At 38.4% G+C, this 19,192-nt stretch carries 14 protein-coding genes; 5 read left to right on the plus strand and 9 right to left on the minus strand.

The genetic code is table 11. The features are described from left to right. Positions 1–26: 26 nt before the first annotated feature. Complete coding sequence (locus ABR854_RS19620; RefSeq protein ID WP_350267551.1) at positions 27–3,158, plus strand: efflux RND transporter permease subunit; 3,132 nt, start codon at positions 27–29, stop codon at positions 3,156–3,158. 78 nt (positions 3,159–3,236) lie between these two features. Here the strand turns inward: ABR854_RS19620 and ABR854_RS19625 are convergent, their stop codons facing one another. Both ABR854_RS19625 and ABR854_RS19630 read right to left on the minus strand, forming a co-directional pair. Beyond that, positions 3,237–4,130, minus strand: coding sequence for a dioxygenase family protein (locus ABR854_RS19625; protein ID WP_350267552.1), 894 nt, complete (start codon positions 4,128–4,130; stop codon positions 3,237–3,239). 101 nt (positions 4,131–4,231) lie between these two features. Further along, positions 4,232–5,095: an SDR family oxidoreductase gene (locus tag ABR854_RS19630; RefSeq protein WP_350267553.1), complete on the minus strand. Its 864-nt coding sequence runs from the start codon at positions 5,093–5,095 to the stop codon at positions 4,232–4,234. A gap of 129 nt (positions 5,096–5,224) precedes the next feature. Here ABR854_RS19630 and ABR854_RS19635 point away from each other — a divergent pair, with 129 nt between their 5' ends. Beyond that, the gene (locus tag ABR854_RS19635; protein WP_350267554.1) at positions 5,225–5,620 is read left to right on the plus strand and encodes a winged helix-turn-helix transcriptional regulator; all 396 of its coding nucleotides are present in this window, start codon (positions 5,225–5,227) and stop codon (positions 5,618–5,620) included. Positions 5,621–5,790: 170 nt separating this feature from the next. On the opposite strand, the gene ABR854_RS19640 is transcribed toward ABR854_RS19635, so the two are convergent. The 4 genes from ABR854_RS19640 to ABR854_RS19655 form a co-directional block, all read right to left on the minus strand. After that, positions 5,791–6,861, minus strand: coding sequence for a M48 family metallopeptidase (locus tag ABR854_RS19640; protein ID WP_350267555.1), 1,071 nt, complete (start codon positions 6,859–6,861; stop codon positions 5,791–5,793). Positions 6,862–7,011: 150 nt separating this feature from the next. Beyond that, positions 7,012–8,295, minus strand: coding sequence for a YjgN family protein (locus ABR854_RS19645; RefSeq protein ID WP_350267556.1), 1,284 nt, complete (start codon positions 8,293–8,295; stop codon positions 7,012–7,014). Between the two features lie 172 nt (positions 8,296–8,467). Beyond that, positions 8,468–8,971, minus strand: coding sequence for a hypothetical protein (locus tag ABR854_RS19650; protein WP_350267557.1), 504 nt, complete (start codon positions 8,969–8,971; stop codon positions 8,468–8,470). 58 nt (positions 8,972–9,029) lie between these two features. Then, positions 9,030–10,004, minus strand: a complete 975-nt coding sequence (locus tag ABR854_RS19655; protein WP_350267558.1) for a KpsF/GutQ family sugar-phosphate isomerase — start codon at positions 10,002–10,004, stop codon at positions 9,030–9,032. Between the two features lie 232 nt (positions 10,005–10,236). Here ABR854_RS19655 and ABR854_RS19660 point away from each other — a divergent pair, with 232 nt between their 5' ends. The 3 genes from ABR854_RS19660 to ABR854_RS19670 all read left to right on the plus strand — a co-directional run bounded on the left by ABR854_RS19660 (position 10,237) and on the right by ABR854_RS19670 (position 13,895). Continuing rightward, positions 10,237–12,612 (plus strand): RecQ family ATP-dependent DNA helicase, encoded by a 2,376-nt coding sequence (locus tag ABR854_RS19660; RefSeq protein WP_350267559.1) that lies wholly within the window; start codon positions 10,237–10,239, stop codon positions 12,610–12,612. A 198-nt stretch (positions 12,613–12,810) separates the two neighbouring features. Next, complete coding sequence (gene rbp, locus ABR854_RS19665) at positions 12,811–13,194, plus strand: RNA-binding regulator (protein ID WP_350267560.1); 384 nt, start codon at positions 12,811–12,813, stop codon at positions 13,192–13,194. Positions 13,195–13,337: 143 nt separating this feature from the next. Next, on the plus strand, positions 13,338–13,895 hold the full coding sequence (locus ABR854_RS19670; RefSeq protein ID WP_350267561.1) for a Uma2 family endonuclease: 558 nt from the start codon (positions 13,338–13,340) through the stop codon (positions 13,893–13,895). A gap of 55 nt (positions 13,896–13,950) precedes the next feature. On the opposite strand, the gene ABR854_RS19675 is transcribed toward ABR854_RS19670, so the two are convergent. The 3 genes from ABR854_RS19675 to ABR854_RS19685 are packed head-to-tail and all read right to left on the minus strand — an operon-like array spanning position 13,951 to position 19,051. Continuing rightward, the gene (locus tag ABR854_RS19675; protein ID WP_350267562.1) at positions 13,951–14,424 is read right to left on the minus strand and encodes a DUF4843 domain-containing protein; all 474 of its coding nucleotides are present in this window, start codon (positions 14,422–14,424) and stop codon (positions 13,951–13,953) included. Between the two features lie 54 nt (positions 14,425–14,478). Next, positions 14,479–15,942: a RagB/SusD family nutrient uptake outer membrane protein gene (locus tag ABR854_RS19680; RefSeq protein ID WP_350267563.1), complete on the minus strand. Its 1,464-nt coding sequence runs from the start codon at positions 15,940–15,942 to the stop codon at positions 14,479–14,481. Positions 15,943–15,976: 34 nt separating this feature from the next. Beyond that, positions 15,977–19,051: a SusC/RagA family TonB-linked outer membrane protein gene (locus ABR854_RS19685; protein WP_350267564.1), complete on the minus strand. Its 3,075-nt coding sequence runs from the start codon at positions 19,049–19,051 to the stop codon at positions 15,977–15,979. Between the last annotated feature and the right edge of the window lie 141 nt (positions 19,052–19,192).

Below are 19,192 nucleotides of genomic sequence, written 5' to 3' on the forward strand. Positions count from 1 at the left end.
TACTGATTACTAAAAATATAAAAAAAATGTCAATAACCGAAATATCAATCAAACGCCCATTGCTGATTACGGTGTTTTTTGTGACCTTGATTTTGTTTGGTTTTATAAGCTATAAGCAACTAAACTACAATTTATTGCCTAAGTTTGAAGCCAACGTAATTATGGTACAAACCGTTTATCGTGGTGCATCTTCTGACGAGATTCAGAATGTAGTAACAAAACCCATCGAAGAAGCCATTTCGGCCATCGAGGGTATAGATAAAATCTCTTCGATTTCATCAGAAGGGGTTTCAATCGTGACGGTTCAGCTCAAATCTGGTATCAATACACTTGATGCTCAACGTGATGCCGAGCGAAAAATCAACCAAATTAAGTCAACTTTACCCGATGACGCCGACGACCCAGTAGTGAATCGCTTCAATACTGACGAGATTCCTGTACTTCGTATTAGTGCTTCAGCTAATATGTCGGAACCAGAATTATACGACTTAATCGACCAAAAAATCAAACCTGTTTTATCAAACGTGGCGGGTGTAGGTACGGTTAGACTCATCGGTGGAAGTGAGCGTGAAATTCAAGTAAATTTAGATAATACGAAACTACAAGCCTATAATATTTCGTCTGCACAGGTCAATCAGATGATTGCCAATAGCAATAGCTCGTTTCCTGCGGGTAGTGTTTTGAGCGAAAACAACCGTGTTTCAATTAGACTTGATGCCAAATTAGTCAAAGTAGATGAGTTACGTAATCTAATCATTCGTCAAAATGTGGATGGTAGCCGAGTTTTATTGAAAGACCTCGCCATCATCACCGACGGACAAACCGAAGCAAAAACGCTCAACCGAAATAACGGTCAGGCAGGTATTGGTATCGAGATTGTAAAACAAGCAGATGCCAATGCCGTAGATGTGAGTAAATCGGTGAAAGAGTCGTTGAAAAACATCAAAGCAACTTACACTTCCAAAGGTTTTAACTATGATATTGCAGCCGACCAATCAATTTATACGCTCGCTTCGGCTGACGCCGTTGTGCATGATTTATTCTTGGCAATTATCATCGTGGCAGCCGTGATGTTGTTCTTTTTGCACAGTTTCCGTAGCTCAATGTTTGTATTGGTGGCCATTCCTTCGGCCATGATTCCAACTTTTATCTTGATGTATGTCTTTGGTTTTTCACTCAACTTAATGACGCTCATGGGGCTTTCATTGGTGGTAGGTATCTTGGTCGATGATAGTATTGTGGTTTTGGAAAACATTTATCGCTACCTCGAAATGGGCAGAAACAAAGTTCAAGCCGCCATCGAAGGTCGTCAGGAAATTGGTTTTACAGCTCTTGCCATTACCTTGGTTGACGTGGTGGTGTTCTTACCTCTGTCAATGAGTGGTGGTTTGATTGGAAATATCTTGCGTGAATTTTCATTGGTGGTAGTTTTCTCTACACTCATGAGTTTGTTGGTTTCGTTTACGCTTACACCACTTTTGGCTTCGAGATGGGGAAAAGTTGAAGTTTTAAGTAAAAATAGCCTTTGGGGAAGAATCAACTTAGCTTTTGAACGTTTTTTAAATGGTTTACAAGCAGATTACGGCAAAATGTTGGGTTGGGCTTTAAATCATAAACGTTGGGTTTTGATAGTGATATTGGCCATGTTTGTGGGTTCGGTTTCTTTATTACCAGCGGGTTTCATCGGAACAGCTTTTGCTGGCTCGGGCGACCGTGGTGAGTTTGCAATTCAACTCGAAATGTCGCCGCAAACACCATTGGCACAAACGAACCTCATGACTAAAAAAGTGGAAGAATTACTCCTTCAAAAGCCAGAAGTGGAGAAAGTTTTTGCCAATGTCGGTACACAAACGGGTGCAATGGGTTCGGGAAGTTCTAATTCAAATATCTCAGAAATTTCGGTAACACTCGTTGATAAACAAAAACGTAAGCTTTCGACCGATGCCTTTGGAAGTATGATTAGAAATGAGGTAGCCAAAATTCCAGGAGTAAAAGTGGTGATTCGCCCGGTGAGTATCACAGGCGGTAGCGAAGCTCCGATTCAGATTGCCATCAAAGGTGTAGATATGGATAAAATCAAGAGCGTGGCCAAAGATGTAAAAGAGGTAGTGAAGAAAACTGCTGGAACTGACTACGTCGAGTTTAGTACGAAAAGCCAAAAAACTGAGATTTCGATTCAATTAAATCGTGATAAAATTTCGCAAGCGGGCTTGAGTGTACCAGAAGTTGGTGGTGCAATTCAGTTGGCTTTCAGAGGAAACGACCAATCAAAATTCAAACAAGCGGGTGAAGAATATCCAATCAATATTTCACTCGAAAAATCTGATAAACGTTCAATCGAAAATATCAGAGAATTGACGCTTCGCACGAGTCGTGGAGCAATTGTAAAATTGAAAGATATTGCCGATGTAAGCGAAATTGTCGGACAAGCAATTTTGGAACGTTCTGACCGCATGAATTCAATTAAAGTTACGGCCTCAACAGTTGGACGTGCAACGGGTACGGTTGTGGCCGATATTCAGAAAGAAGTAGCCAAACTCAAAGTGCCAGATGGTATTACTATCGAATATCAAGGAGAAGCACAACGTCAAAAAGATGCTTTCGGTAGCTTAGGATTGGCTTTCGGGTTGGGTATTTTGTTAGTTTACCTCATCATGGTAGCCCTTTATGAAAGCGTAGTTTATCCGTTTGTGGTACTTTTCTCAATTCCAGTTGCGTTGATTGGTGCCTTATTGGCCTTGGCTCTTACGATGGAATCGCTCACAATTTTTGCCATCGTTGGTTTGATTATGCTCTTAGGTTTGGTGGCAAAAAACGGTATTCTTATCGTTGACTTTACCAATCACCTGAAAGAACAAGGAATGTCAGTGGCTGAAGCACTCGTTGAAGCAGGAAAAGAGCGTTTACGCCCAATCTTGATGACAACCATTGCCATGATTGCGGGTATGTTGCCAATCGCTTTGGCATCTGGCTCAGGTGCAGAAGTGAAAAACGGGATGGCTTGGGTAATTATCGGAGGTCTGACAAGCTCGCTTTTCCTAACTTTATTCTTAGTTCCTTCGATGTATATGATTATCGAATCATTGAAAAACAGGGTTTTAAGATTGACCAATGGTAAGAAAAAGGTAAAAAAAGTAGCTGAACCTGTGCTTGATTAAAAACGGTCCGTAATGACAAAAAAGCTGCATTCATTTGGAAGTGAATGCAGCTTTTTTGTTATAGTTTATCATCAAAAATCAACTAAAAATAAAACTTCGCTCGCTGAAAGCTGGTAGGTTTGGTTTTCCTTCGTAAAAATAATTGAGTTCGTCTTTTGTATCCATCAATCCTAAGCTGTACAAAACTGGCACAAAATGGTCGGGGGTTGGAGCTGCCATTTTTCCAAGCTTGTGGCTTGTTTCATAGTTGATTACATTCGCCACATTTCGGTCATCAATTTGTTTCTTTATCCAAGCATCGTATTCGGGTTCCCAGCCAAATGGGGACATATCGCCTGTACGCATTTTCTGACCAATAATTTGTAAGTTATGAATCAACGAGCCACTTCCGATAATCAAAACACCTTTTTCACGCAATGACTTGAGTTGTTTCCCCAATTCATAATGATACTGCGGCGACTCATAATAGCTAATACTCATCTGAAAAACAGGAATATTGGCATCGGGAAACAAGTGCATAAGCATTGGCCATGCACCGTGGTCGAGTCCCCATTCGGTGGTTTCATTGATTGTTGGAATAATTTTGGTTACTTCTTTGGCTATTTCTGGAGCACCTTTTGCCTGATATTTTGGGTCGTAGTAATGCTTCGGAAAACCATAATAATCATAAATCTGCTTTTGTTCGGGCGAAATATTCACAAAAGTGCCACGAGAGCACCAGTGAGCCGAAACTACCAAAGCGGCTTTTACTTCATATTTTTTCTGTAAATCTGTGCCTAAATGATAAAGAGCATTCCAAAACGGACGCTCATCTTTTGAAAGCGGAATATCCATCGGACTGCCATGCGAAGTAAACAAAACTGGCATTCGTTTACTTTGAGTCGGAAGGGTATCTGTAAAATTTTTAAAACTGCTCAATGTTCCCACGGTAGAAAAAGCTAAAAGTGATTGGAGAAATTCTTTACGTTCCATTGGTTTCTGATTTAAGCCCTAAAACCTTGCGGGTTTCTGCAACCCACAAGGTTATGATAAATGTAAGAGTTTTCAAGCGAAACTACAATATTCAAGCCAACTTAGACTGCATAAGTAGCCTTCAAGAAAGTTTTCAAATCAGTAGTTTTACGACCTAAAAGCTGCTCTAAAGTATCATTAGCTAAGTTAAACTCATCATTTTTGACACCTGCCGCAAACAATACTGACATCAAAACTATTCCTTCGGGCAAGCCAAATTGTTTCAACATTCCTTCAAAAGCGGCTGGTTCTGGACTTGTATAAGCCACTGTTTTTCCTGTAAGACTTGAAAGTTCTTCGGCAATTTCAGCAAACGAATATGCCTCCGAGCCAGTCAGACTATACGTTTTGTTTTCATGTCCTTCGGTTGTTAAAATTGTTGCCGTTGCTTCTCCCAAATCTTGACGTGATGCAAACGCCACTTTACCCTCGCCCGCTGGAAAGAAAATCCCTGTTTCGAGTACGCCAGCACCCACAAACATCGGAACGACCTCAAAATAAAGGCTATTTTGCAAGAAAGTATAAGTCAAACCACTTGCTTTGATATAATCTTCGGTTTGATAATGGTCAGCTAAAAGTGGTTTCAGTGGTGAAGTTTCAATATCTTTCATCGTTACGCCAGTATAGAAAATGTGCTTTACACCTGCATTTTTAGCGGCATCAACTACATTTTTGTGTTGGCCAATACGGTCATTAAAATCATTCGATGAAATCAATAATAGTTTATCAATACCTTGCAATGCTGTTTTCAAGGAAGCCTCATCGAAGTAACTTCCGACTCTAATTTCTACTCCTTTTGCTTTTAAATCAGCTGCTTTATTTTCATCTCTTACCAAAACCGCAATCTCGTTGGCTGGTGTATTTTTTAATAAATTTTCAACTACTATACCACCTAATTGTCCTGTTGCACCTGTTACTAAAATCATTGTTTTAAAATATTTTTATTAATAATTTGTTTTCGATGCACAAATGTATGCTAACTTTGCTATATAAAATATATCAATATACTTTTGTATATCAGTATCAAAAAGTATAGTAATCTGATTATAAATAAGATGGAAGTATTAAAAAGTTTGGAGAATGTAAAGAAATGCCCAGTATCGTATGTGTTGGCCATTCAAGATACCCTCAATGCCTTTCAAGGCAAGTGGAAAATGCCGATTATTGGGGCATTGCTATTTGGAAAAAAACGTTTTAAAGAAATTGAGCGAGAAATAAGCAAAATAACTCCCCGAATGCTTTCTCAAGAGTTAAAAGACTTAGAGGCCAATGGAATCATCAGCAGAAGTGTGTATAACACTACTCCCGTAACGGTTGAATACGAATTGACAGAATCGGGTAAACAGTTAAATAGTGTGCTGGAAGCGATGATTGAGTGGGGTTTGCAGCATCGCCAAAGTAATATCATGGAAATATTACCTGTTTTTAAAGAACGCAAAGAGGCGGTTTGAGTTTTTGAAAAATCACCACTAAGTACACAGAGAAACACTAAGTTTCACATAGGTATTTAGTGATGATTTGATTTCTGAACTAAATGATTGTAAGTGATTATAAATATAAAGTCTGTATTTAGATTCTATATGACTGTGGAGTGCTGACTATTGACCATGGACTACCTAAATCATTTTTCTGAAATTTTCTTCCAAATCTCTTCTAATTCAACATTTTTCTGCCCTGAATGGCCTTTTGATTCCTTTGAAATATAGTCGATGCGTTCTTTGGTCATTGGATGCGAGTTCAGATAAGACGGCATCTTATCGACACCATATTTCTTTTCTTCTTCGTGTAGGCGTTCCATAAGGTTTATCATGCCTTTTGGGTCGAGTTTATTATGGTACATAATTTCGAGCCCTTCTAAATCGGCTTCTTTTTCCATGTCTCTCGTAAAACCCAATTCATAAATATTACTTGCTTGGCTCACCAAAATATTACCGATAGCATTCATATCACCCACCACAACCGAAATGACCATCGAGCCAGCCAAACCTCTTGCCAGACCTTTCAAAGAATGCCTTTCTTTTACGTGGGTTACTTCGTGCGAAAGTAAAGCTGCTAATTCTTCGGGCGTTTTCATTTTCTCCAAAATCGCATCAAAAACAACCACATTTCCACCTGGAAGAGCAAACGCATTAACTTGTTTGTCTTTTACGACCGTAAACTTGAGTGGATATTCGGTCTGAAAATCTATTTTTTTTGCAAATGCTTGTAATTCTTTGGTGCGTTCTTCATCAATTTCCATTCCTCCTACAAAACTATCATAGAACTGTTTTCCGAGTTCCACTTCGGCCTCCATCGGAATCTGTGAAGCAGCGTATTCAGCAATTTTGGGGAGTAGTAAAAAGTAAAATCCTGCCGTAATTGCCACAAAGATAGCAATCGTAATCAGCACACCACGAAAACCCGCACCAGCCAATTCGTTGGCAAATGCCCAAAAACCTTCTCGACGTTTGGGTAAATGGTTTTCTAAAGCCGCAAAAAGTGGCGAATCAATCGAAAATTCGAGATATTGGTGCGGAAACTCGCCATATTTCAGCATTGTTTTGCCTTTTCCTGTAAACGAACTATAATCAATTTGAGAAATATTCCATACAACCTGACCATTTTCGTAGTTGATAGTCAACGAATTACCAAAAACACTCACTTGAGCATCATAAGGCTGGCTGGTTTTACCATCATAATATATTGCATCCATATATACTTTTTATTCCCGTTTAAGAAAATGTCGTTGAATTAAGGTTTTTATTGAAGATTAGCGATTAAAAATTTTAAGTTTTAGATATAAAAACACTCATCCACAATCTTAAATCATATAATTCTTAATCGCTAATATTATTGCGGGGGCTTACGCCAAATCAATATCCAGCCAATCGCCAACGTCTTCACCCATGGCATCACGATAATCACTTTCGGTTTGGGTCAGAGAATCAGGGTCAAATGAACCTGCTACTTCCAAACGAGGCATTAAAAAATGTAATGTTCGGATTTCGACAAAAGGCGTAGCAATACCAAACGTAAAAATAATGAGCAGCATGTTGGTAATACTTAGCACCAATAAATCCATAAACGACATATTGAGTTTTACCCCATGCCATTGTTCGTTTTGCCACAGAAAAGTATTATCGGCATAATACTGAAATATTTCTCGCTGACGCATCAAGGCAATTGAGCCAATGATTGCAATGAAAAATAAGTAAGCAAAAATACCAAAGAAGATAAAACTAACGGAAGGATTTGAAAGCTCATTTAGATTTTCAGTATTCATCAAGTTTGTCATTCCCGCACCAAATAAGCCCATACCAACTAAAATTCCACCAAAAATAATAACAGCAAATATAAAGATGATGTATTTGAGCTTAATCAAAAACAAGTCTATCCCTTTTCCAACAAAATCAAACTCGACACTTCCAAAACGAATATTCTTAGTTACATATCTTCGTAAATCAACTTCAACCCACGACCAATAAATACCAAGTGTAAATACTGAAACAAGAATACCAATAAAGAATTTTGCAAATAATTCGCCCAATTCGCCACGATAACCAAAGAAAATACCTCGCCAGGAACTCCTCGAAAGGCGGTACTTAGCAGTTCCATGAATTGCTAAAGGATAAACCACAATCAAACCACCATACAATAGTAAAGTACCTAATACAATCTGTTCATTGGCTTTTGCAAACCAAAAACTGCCGTAAATGACAATAATAATTGCCAGCATTTTCAGATAACCGATAAACATCTCCTTGCCTGTACCATGAAATTTAAAGCGACTTCCCGCAAATTCGGTTTGTTCGTATAGATAATCAAGTTTGGCAGCTTTTGCCCAAGGATAATAGAAATTAAAGGTAATAACCTGCAAAATGGCATTGATAAGGCGAATCACGAAATACTTTGAACCTTCACCGTAAAACGATAAGGCCCACGGAGCGTGAAAGATTGGCTTTGCAGCCACTACTGGCTCTGGATTGATAGGCTCAACTACCGAACCAACTGTCTCGTGGGTTTCTTCAGCTGTACTTTCGGCAGGAGGTGTAGGTTCAGTGTTTGAGTCGTTTTTGATGGGTTGTGAAGATTGAGAGTCATCAGCAGCAGCATCTAAAGGAGTTTCGTCAGGTAAATTTTCAGTCATAAAACAAAAGGATTGATGTGAACAATGGTAAGCGTAACTGTGCGAAAATATATTTGGCGAAAAATATACATAAATTATCAATGTATCTATATTTTTCAGCGGATTTTACAAAAAAAGCCGTGATACGATAATCGTATCACGGCTTTATAAATATGTAGCTACAATAAGGTACTTAGACTTCTTTCAAATCCTCAACCTCGACACTCCCACCAGCGTACGAAAAGCTAAGTTTTCTTGCGTCATTGCTTTGTGATTGCTGCACACCTGTGAGTAAATATCCTTTAGTATCGTATTTTTTGAGACCATTTTCATCAGCAATTTCCAAAATATCTTCGGCTTGATAATAGGCATAACTTAAGCCATTTTGGCTTCCTTTAATAGAAGCAAATCGCTTTGAACCAACCGCTGATTGAATCGGCACGAAAGTTTCGTTTTCGGTCTCAACTGGTAACTCAACTAAAGCTCTACAAAGTTTATCAACTTTAGCCTTCAGTTCGTTATTAAACATATCGCCAACCATTACCATACCACCGGCTTGCCATTGACCCATGCCACCTAATTCGGCAATATTAAATTGTACTTGTCGGCCACCGTTTCTGTGTAAACCTTCTAAAAGCTGACTAATGGTGCTTTCTTGTACCTTAAACTCTTGTGCTATTGCTGCTAATGTTTTCATTTTTCCTTTGATTTTTTAGTTAATGTGAATGTTTTTGATAACTATTCTATCAAAAAAATCATGCCAGCCCTTCTTTCAATAAATCATGTAAATGCACAAAACCCAATAGTTTCTTCTGCTCTACCACTACCAACTGCGTGATGCTTTTATCTTGCATAATTGCCAAAGCACTGGCGGCATATTCTTCGGGCGAAATCACCTTTGGCGTGGCATTCATGATGTCTTTTGCTTGTAATGTTGAAAATTCCTTTTGTTTATTCAACATTCTTCTTAAATCACCATCGGTTACGATCCCCAGTAGTTCATCATTATCACCCACAACGGCCGTGGCCCCAAGTCTTTTTGAAGTCATTTCCAAAATAACTGTCTGAATATCAACATCTTTCTCAACCTTCGGTATCTCATTATGAGGATAAATATCTCTTACTTTCAAGTATAATTTTTTACCCAAACTTCCGCCAGGATGATATTTTGCAAAATCTCGACTCGTAAAATCACGGGCTTCGAGCAAGCACATCGCCAGAGCATCGCCCAAAGCTAAGGCAACGGTTGTAGAAGTAGTTGGGGCGAGATTGAGCGGACAAGCCTCACGCTCAACGTGGGCATTCAGCACAAAATCAGCATTTTTTGCTAAATACGACTCTACATTGCTTACCATCGCAATTAGTTGATTGCGGTATCTTTTTAGCAAAGGCACTAAAACTTTTATTTCGGGCGTATCGCCACTTTTCGAGATACAAAGTACAATATCATCGGCTTGAATCATGCCCAAATCGCCATGAATAGCATCGGCAGCATGCATAAATATTGCTGGCGTACCCGTCGAATTCATGGTTGCAACTATTTTTTGTCCAATAATTGCACTTTTTCCTATACCAGTTATAATTAATCTGCCTTTCGAGTAAAGAATCGTTTCGACACAGGCTTCAAAGTCTTCGTTAATATAACTTTTCAAAGAAAGAATTGCCTCTGCTTCATCTTGCAAAACTTTTTTAGCAACGCTTTGTATTTTTTTTTCTAACTTCGTATTCACTTTATTAATCCTTGATTTGACGACAAAAGTACTTGAAGTTTGGTCAGTGAGCAAAATAAAGTCTCTGAAAAGATATTTGTTTGATAAATAGATTTGATTAAATTTGGTTCAAAACAGAAAACTTAATTACGCCCAATCAGTGCAAAAATAATTCAGATAGAAGTTTAAAAAATTTACTAACTTAGCGTAATTACTTACCTATTATAATTTTCCGTACAGCAACATTGCATTTATGTTAGACGCAGCGATACAACAGACCTTAAAAGAAAAACTCAAAGAAATCTTTGGCTTTGATGCCTTTAGAGGCGAACAAGAGGCCATTATCAATAATATTGTTAGTGGTCATAACACCTTTGTGATTATGCCAACGGGGGCAGGCAAATCTCTTTGTTACCAATTACCAGCGATGGTTTTGGACGGCACTGCTATTGTGATTTCTCCGCTAATCGCTCTCATGAAAAACCAAGTTGACCAAATGACCGCATTTGGTATCAACGCTCAGTTTTTAAACTCAACCCTCAACAAGTCAGAAATGACTCGTGTAAAAAATGATGTGTTGAGCGGAGAATGCCGATTGCTTTACATTGCTCCAGAGTCATTAACGAAGGAAGACAACCTGACCTTTTTGAAGAAAGCCAAATTGTCGTTCATAGCAGTTGATGAAGCTCACTGTATTTCGGAGTGGGGACACGATTTCCGACCAGAGTACCGAAGAATCAGAGGTATTATTGATGACATTGATGAGAAACTTCCGATTATTGCCCTCACAGCAACGGCAACACCGAAGGTGCAGCAAGATATTCAGAAAAACCTCAACATGGAGGAATCTCATATCTTTAAATCTTCATTTAATCGTAAGAATCTATACTATGAAATTAGACCGAAGATTGATTCTAAAAAGCAACTCATTAAGTATATAGCCAATAATAAAGGCAAATCGGGTATTATCTATTGCTTGAGCCGTAAAAAAGTTGAAGAAATAGCAAGTTTACTCAGTGTAAATGGAGTAAAAGCATTGCCTTATCATGCAGGCTTGGATGCCGATACCCGCATGAAAAACCAAGATGCGTTTTTGAATGAAGAGTGCGATGTAATCGTAGCAACGATTGCCTTTGGAATGGGAATCGACAAGCCCGATGTGAGATTTGTGATTCATTATGATGCACCAAAATCGCTCGAAGGATATTATCAAGAAACAGGCCGTGCAGGTCGTGATGGTTTGGAAGGAAACTGCTTGATGTTTTACGCCTACGACGATATTCTGAAACTCGAAAAATTCAATAAAGATAAAACCGTTACCGAGCGAGATAATGCCCGTGCATTACTCAACGAGATGGTTTCGTATTCAAATTTAGGGGTTTGTCGCCGTCGTCAGTTGCTTAGTTATTTTGGGGAGTATTCTGATAAAGATTGCGGTTTCTGTGATAACTGTATCAAGCCTACCAAAAAAATTAAGATTGAAGATGAAGCCGTTTTGGGTCTAAAAGCGGTTCTTCAGTCGGGCGAAAGATTTGATATTCAGCACATTGCCGATATTCTGACTGCCAATACTTCAAATGCTTATATCCGTAGCCACGAACACGACAAATTGGATGTGTATGGTAAAGGAAAAGGGATGTTTGTGACTCATGACGAAGAAGACGATGATGATGAAGAGGAGGAAGAAGAAGTAGAATTAGAGATTTCGGATGATGATGACGAAGAAGAGGCAAAATCAGTAGCTGCTAAGTCGCCAAAACCAACTAAAAAAGCCGAAAAACCAGCTAAGAAATCTGATAATAAAAGAACATCTAACGATTATTGGGTTTCGGTGCTTCGCCAAATGATGGTATTGGGCTTTATCGAAAAAGATATTGAAAATGCTTACGGTGTAGTAAAGCTGACAGAAAAAGGCAAGAAATTTATCGAAGATTCTTATCCTATCACGATTTCGGAAGACCATAATTACGAAAATACTGAAAGCAGCGACGATGATGATATTTCGGCCAATAATAATTCATCGGGAGGTGGTGCATTTGATGCCGCATTATTTGAACTATTAAAGGCTCTTCGCAAGAAAATAGCGAAAGAAAAAAATGTGCCGCCGTATGTAGTATTCCAAGACCCTTCGCTCGAAGAAATGGCAACTACGTATCCGACTACTCAGCAAGATTTGGCACAAATAAATGGTGTTGGTCTCGGGAAAGTACAAAAATTCGGTAAGCCTTTTCTTGACCTAATCACTAAGTATGTAGATGATAACGACATCGAAACTACACAGGATTTAGTAGTAAAATCGGCAGTTAATAAATCGAAGATCAAGATTTATATCATTCAGCAAATCGACCGTAAGATTAACCTCGACGAAATCATAGAGGCCAAAGACCTTACGATGACCGAATTGATTGAAGAAATCGAACATATCTGTTATTCAGGCACTCGCCTCAATCTTGATTATTACATCAATCAAGTAATTGACGAAGACCGCCAAGATGAAATTTACGAATATTTTATGACAGCCGAAACCGATAATATCGGTGCAGCCCTCAAAGAGTTTGAAAGCGATGATACAACCGAAGAAGAACTTCGCTTAATGCGTATCAAGTTCTTGTCAGAAATGGCGAATTAATTCGTAAAATCATTAAAAATAACAAAGGCATAAAGTAGATTTTTGTATTTTCAGATAAATACGGCTCTACTTTATGCCTTTTTTGCATAAATTTTTTGAAAACTTTATTTTTATTTTCAAAAAAAACTGTATCTTGTAGTTAATTAGTAAAATAGATATACTTTTGTAAAAATTTATCATTCAAATCACAAAGTTACCATGAACATTTTTGTTGGAAGTCTGCCTTTTAAAATCCAAGAAAGCGAATTAAAGCAATATTTTGAAGAGTATGGCGAAGTAAGTTCTGTTAAAATTATCACTGACAAGTTTACTGGAAGAAGCAAAGGCTTTGCATTCGTAGAAATGCCTGATGATGCCTCAGCACAAAAAGCAATTGACGCATTGAACGGCTCCGATATTGGCGGACGTCCAGCAGTAGTTAATCAAGCTGAAGAGAAAAAAGAAAGAGATAACCGTGGCGGTGGCGGCGGTGGTTATAATCGTGGTGGCGGTGGAGACCGTGGCGGTTATGGCGGCGGCGGTTACAACCGTGGTGGCGGCGGTGGCGGTTATGACCGTGACAACAACCGTAACAGGTATTAATAGTAAATAGCTTTAGGCTATTAAAAAAGGAAAATTAGGGTATTTATGCTACACGCATTTAGATACTCTAATTTTCCTTTTTTTGTTTGAAATCATTGATTTAAAACAGTTATTATTTTACATTTGATAAAATTTTTAAGCTAATGGTAATCTCTGAAAATATTAATCAATTACCTCGCACACTCGATGAATTTATCCAGTGGGAGCCTAAAGACGGATTTAAGTACGAATGGTATGATGGAAAAATAATAAAGTTTGAAGGCATGAATAAAAAGCATTTAAGATTAATTCGCCTATTAAATCGCCTATTTTCAAAAACAAAGGCATACCAAGATGGCGGCGAATTAATTGCAGAACAAGATGTAAAAATCAGTGCTATTCAGTTACGAAGACCCGATTTAGCTTACTTTAGTGCTTCTCAGATTGATGAAAGTTGGAAGGATGAAGAACCAATTCCAGCGTTTGCGATTGAAATCATTTCTACTTTTGACCAAATTAATCAAGTAAAAATGAAGTTGACAGAATACTTCAAAAATGGTGTGCGTGTAGTTTGGTTAATTTATCCCGATGAGAAAATAGTAGAAATTTATACCTCTCGAAAAGCTGTCAAAATTTATTCTGATACAGATATTTGTTCTGCCTCTCCAGTTTTAGATGATTTTGAAATAAGTGTTGAAGACCTTTTCAAAAATAATATTTAACAAAAAAGAGTCTCCCAAATAAATGAGAGACTCTCCTTTTATTCAATTTAAGCAATTACAATGCAATTCTAAAACCTAATTTTTTGTAGTTTTCATTAGGTTTTACATCGTTTCCATTTCCTTCCAAAACTAATACAAGTACAACGTTAGTACCAGCAGCAGCAGGAGCTCTCAAGATATTGATTTTACAATCACCAAAGCTTGATTTTGCCGGAATCTTCACAACTCCACCTTCGAGGCTGTAGTGTACGCCTTCTTTAGCAGTTGTTTCAACTGGGTCAACCGAAAATTTGATTGACTCTTCTGTTTCACGTTGGCGGCCTACTAAATTAATTCTCCTTGTCAATGAACCTGCACCATTTGCTACTGCCTGAATAGGGAATGTTTTATTTAGAGCAGGAGCAGTAACAACTGCATCTTGAAACTCAACCAAATAAAGAGAATCGAAAACTGGTTGGTTATCTTTGAAGCACGACGACATCATGATACTTGTCACGAGTACGAGTGCTATACCAAATATTTTTTTCATATATTTTTTCGTTTAAAATGTCTAAATTTTCAAAATCATGGTTAAACTTGACTATCAATAACCAGTATTCTGTTTTAAGTTAGCGTTAGCTTGAATTTCACGAATTGGAATAGGTGCCAACATACGGAAGTCTGTAAATGCCAAACTTTGTACTGGAGCAGCCTTTGTAATATCCATACCAAGCCGTTTCATATCAAAGAAACGATGTCCTTCAAAAGCTAATTCTAAACGACGTTGCTTCATGATTTCAGTAATTAATGCTGCACCTGTTAGGCCAGTAGCAGCAGGTAAACCCGCACGTGTACGAATTACGTTAAGGTCGGTTAAAGCACCCGCAGCATTACCACTTCTTGCCAATGCTTCTGCACGGTTTAAGTACATTTCTGATACTCTGATTACTGGAATGTTATCAAGGTTTACTTGGCCACTTCTTCCTAAAAATTTAGTACACTCAATTTCGGCAGTACCACGACCAGTTGTTCCGAGTTCATATAAAGAGCGACGTACATCAACAATCGTTTTTCCATCAGCATCTTTTTCTGACTCGTAAGCATCTAATAAAGCTTTTGTTGGCACTAAATCACCAAAACCACCAGTTTGCGTACGATTACCCGAAGCAACTAAAGTAGTATATGAAGTTTGTAATGAAGTATTTACGCCAATGTTTTCGTTAGTTTGGTACTGAATCTCGAAAATAGATTCTGGGTGGTTAGCCGCACGCCATGCACTTACATACGTATCTCTTGTTTGGAAACGACCTACACTTCCTGCTGCTAAAGCATCGGTTGCGTATTTAGCAGCGTTTGTATAATCTCCACGATAAAGAGCTACACGAGAGAACATTGCTTGAGCAGCAGTTTTATTGGCAAAAGAAGCCGTTGCGGTTCTTCCCGAGCTTGTAAACTTAGCGATTGAAGCAGTTAAATCTCCATAGATTGATTCATACACATCATTGATTGAAGCACGGCTTTCCAATTTGATTTGCGTTGCATCAACAACACCTGATTTCAACAATGGAACACCGCCTTTGCTTGCTTCTTTGATTTCTACTGATGGTTCGTAGGCATATGCACGCATCAATTCAAAGTAAAGTAAACCTCTGATAAACAACGCTTGTGCTTCTACAAAATCTTTGTTTGCTTGTGTCATTTTCTCCACCTTTGGCAAGGCATCTAATACTAAATTTGCTTGGTTAATAGCAAAATAAGAGGTTTGCCAGTGAATGAAATGAGCATTGACTTGATTCTGGTATTCTGGGTTTAAACGACCAGACTTGTTTGTAGCTCTTCCATTGTCTGCTAAAGCTTCTGGGATTGCCACTAAATCTCTACCATAAAGGTTAGTAGATTGTAATCTATCGTAGATACCATTAACGGCTGCATTTACTGCATCTTCCGTAGTGAGAGCGGTTACGGAGTCAATTGAGGCACGTGGCTCTACGTCGAGTAAATCGGTACAAGACGCAAACGTCAGCACTAAGCCTAAGACTGCTATTTTAAATGAATATTTTCCTTTCATATTTCTATCAAATTATATCTTAATATTATTGAAATTATAAACCAAGTTGTAAACCAAATGTAATGGTGCGTGGCTGAGGAATTGCTCCGTTATTTCCACTACCTAAGTTGATAAACTCAGAGTCGAAACCAGTCCATTTGCTCCATGTGTAAAGGTTATAACCCTGTACATACAATCTTGCTCTATCTATTTTTACTTTTTTCAATAAATCACGTGAGAAATTATATCCAAATGTTAGCGTCTTCACACGAATAAATGAAGCATCTTCGTAGAATCTCGACCCAGCCGTGATACCAGAACCTAAAGTTTCGGCATTACCATTGAACGGACGTGGCACAGTTGTGATTTGTCCTGGAGTTGTCCAACGGTTTTCGTAGATTGAACGAAGCGTATTGAATAAACGTCCACCATTTTCAGCCATAAATGCTGATTGGTTATTAAATACAGTTCTTCCGAATTCGTAGTTTAAGAATACTTCTAAATCAAAGCCTTTGAATGAGAATGTATTAGTCAAACCGCCGTAGTATTTCGGAATTTGGCCACCGATAATTTTTGAATATGAATCTGGGTTTCCAGCCAAACGATAAATAATATTACCGTTATTATCATACCACATCGCACGTCCAGTTGCAGGGTTTACACCCGCATATTCAGCCGTATAAATTGAGTTAACAGGATATCCAATCTTAATCCAGCCATCAACCGCACGACCAGGTAAAGTGGTCAATGTATCATAAAGTTTGGTTACTTTATTGTCGATTTGCGTAAAGTTGAATGAAGTAGTCCATTTGAAACCTCTGTTGTTAGCCGATTTGTCAATGTTTACAGTTTTGATGTCAAACTCTAAACCTTTGTTTTGTAATTCACCAACGTTTTCAGAGATAGTGCTATATCCACTCAACCAAGTTACTGGACGGTCTAAGATAAGGTCTTTTGACGTACGAATAAAATATTCTAATGAACCTTGTACACGGTTATTGAATAAACCGTAATCGATAGCGAAGTTAGTTGTTATGTTTTGTTCCCAACGTAAGTTCGGATTAGCCAATTGCGTTGGAGCAATACCACTCACACCACCATAGTTGAAACCACCACCATAAAGACCTCTTGAATCGAAGTTACCGATTTGGTCAGCACCCAATGAACCATAACTTACACGAAGCTTCAATTGATTCACATAAGCGTTGTTTTTCAAGAATGCTTCTTGAGAAAGGTCCCAACCTGCCGAAATACCTGGAAAGAATCCCCAAAGATTATTCGCACCAAAACGAGAAGAACCATCATAACGAGCTGTTAAACCTAATAAATATTTTCCAGCGTAGTCATAGCTTACTCTACCAAATACACCTGCTTTTTTGAAAGCCGACCATGAAGCAAACGTTGTAATTGGATTTGCAGCCGCTCCAGCTACCGTAAATTGCGGAGTAGGAATACCTTCGGCTGATTGCTGTACGTTTTCTGATTGGTCTTTTCTATACTCTGCCCCTGCCAATGCACTAATGTTATGAACACTACTAATTTGTTTGTCATAATTTACAACGGCATTCAAGATAAAGTTGATGTTCTCAGTATTTTGGTTTTGAATTCTACCTCTTACGTTAAAAGCGTCGGCCGTACGTGGGTCTTGGAAGTTGAAGCCTTTGATAAAGCGATAATCAATACTTGCCGATGGGCGGAAAGATAATCCTTTCATGATTTTATAAGTAAGAACCGTTGAAGCAATCGCTTGATTTACACGAGACTCAATCTTGTTCAAATCACTTACCATCAAAACATTTTGGTTCAAAATACCAGCAATACCGCCATCTGCTGGCGTTCCGTAGTATGTACCATCATCTTTGTAGAATGGATTATGAGGTAAAATCAACGGTGCAGAAAAAGTTGGTGAACCTAAGAAACTACCGCCACCAGGACCACCAAATTGTCCACGTTGGATGAATGAACTCAAGTTAATTGAGTTATCAACCGTCAAGCGTGAAGTTACTTTATTACTAATTTTAGCATTGATATTTCCACCTTTGTAATCTACATTACGCACGTTCGCATCTGTGCCATTATAACTTCCTGAAAGATAAAACGTTGATTTCTCACTTCCGCCATTCAAGCTAATGCTATAATTGTTAGTTCTGCCCGAAACATAAGATTCTTTTTGCCAATCGTAAGTTGGAAGGGCGGCGATTTGGTCAGTAGTTAAAGCTGGGTCAAGACGAATCGCTCCGAGCGTAGTACGCATAGCTGCACCTGGCTCAGTTGTTGGGCTTTGGTTAATTAAAGCTTCATTTCTTACTGCAATCCATTCTTGTGTATTTAATACATCTAAATATTGTGTTGGCTCAACCATACCCGTAAAATAATCGAAGCTAACTTTTGTTGCACCCGACTTACCTTTTTTAGTAGTAATCAAAACTACACCATTGGCAGCCGCAGCACCATAGATAGCAGCCGAAGCAGCATCTTTCAAAACTTCGATTGACTCAATATCATTCGGGTTCAAATAGTTCAAAGGGTTTGAACTTGTAAATGCAGCCGAACCACTGTTAGAGTTAATTTGTACACCATCCACTACATAAAGAGGATCCGTTCCACCCTTGATAGTTCCTACCCCACGCACACGCACTTGTGCTGCACCACCAGGAGTTCCGTTTGCACCTAAGATTTGTACACCCGCCGCACGTCCTTGTAAGGCTTTATCAAATGAGTTTGTTGGCATCGTTGCAATTTCCGAACCTTTTACTGATGCTTGTGAGCCAGTCAAAGTTCGGCGAGACTGCGTTCCGTAACCAACCACAACAGCCTCTGAAAGTTCTTGAGCATCAGAAGCTAATTGAAGGTCGATGATTGTGCGATTGTTTACTCCTACTTGTTGAGAAGTAAATCCGATAAAACTGAAAATCAAGGTGGCATTGCCTGATACCGAAATTTTGTAAACACCAGAAGCGTCAGTTGTTGTACCTCTGCTTGTGCCTTTTACCGAAACACTCACTCCTGGAAGTGGAGTGCCATCATCTGCAGATGTAACCTTACCCGATACAGTTTTATCTTGTGCAAAAGCTTGCATACCGATAATAACTGCAAAAAGGAGGCTAAGTAGATTTTTCCTCATCATCATTAGTTAGTTTAGTTTGTTAATTGTTACATTTGAAATAATTGAATACAAAAATAATGTCGAAACATTTAATTATACAAGTAATTTAAAAACAATCTAAAGAATAGAATTGTTTTTTGATTCTGAAAAAAGGTCAAATTTTAT

The sequence above is a fragment of the Emticicia sp. W12TSBA100-4 genome (assembly GCF_040253585.1).
Lineage (GTDB): Bacteria > Bacteroidota > Bacteroidia > Cytophagales > Spirosomataceae > Emticicia.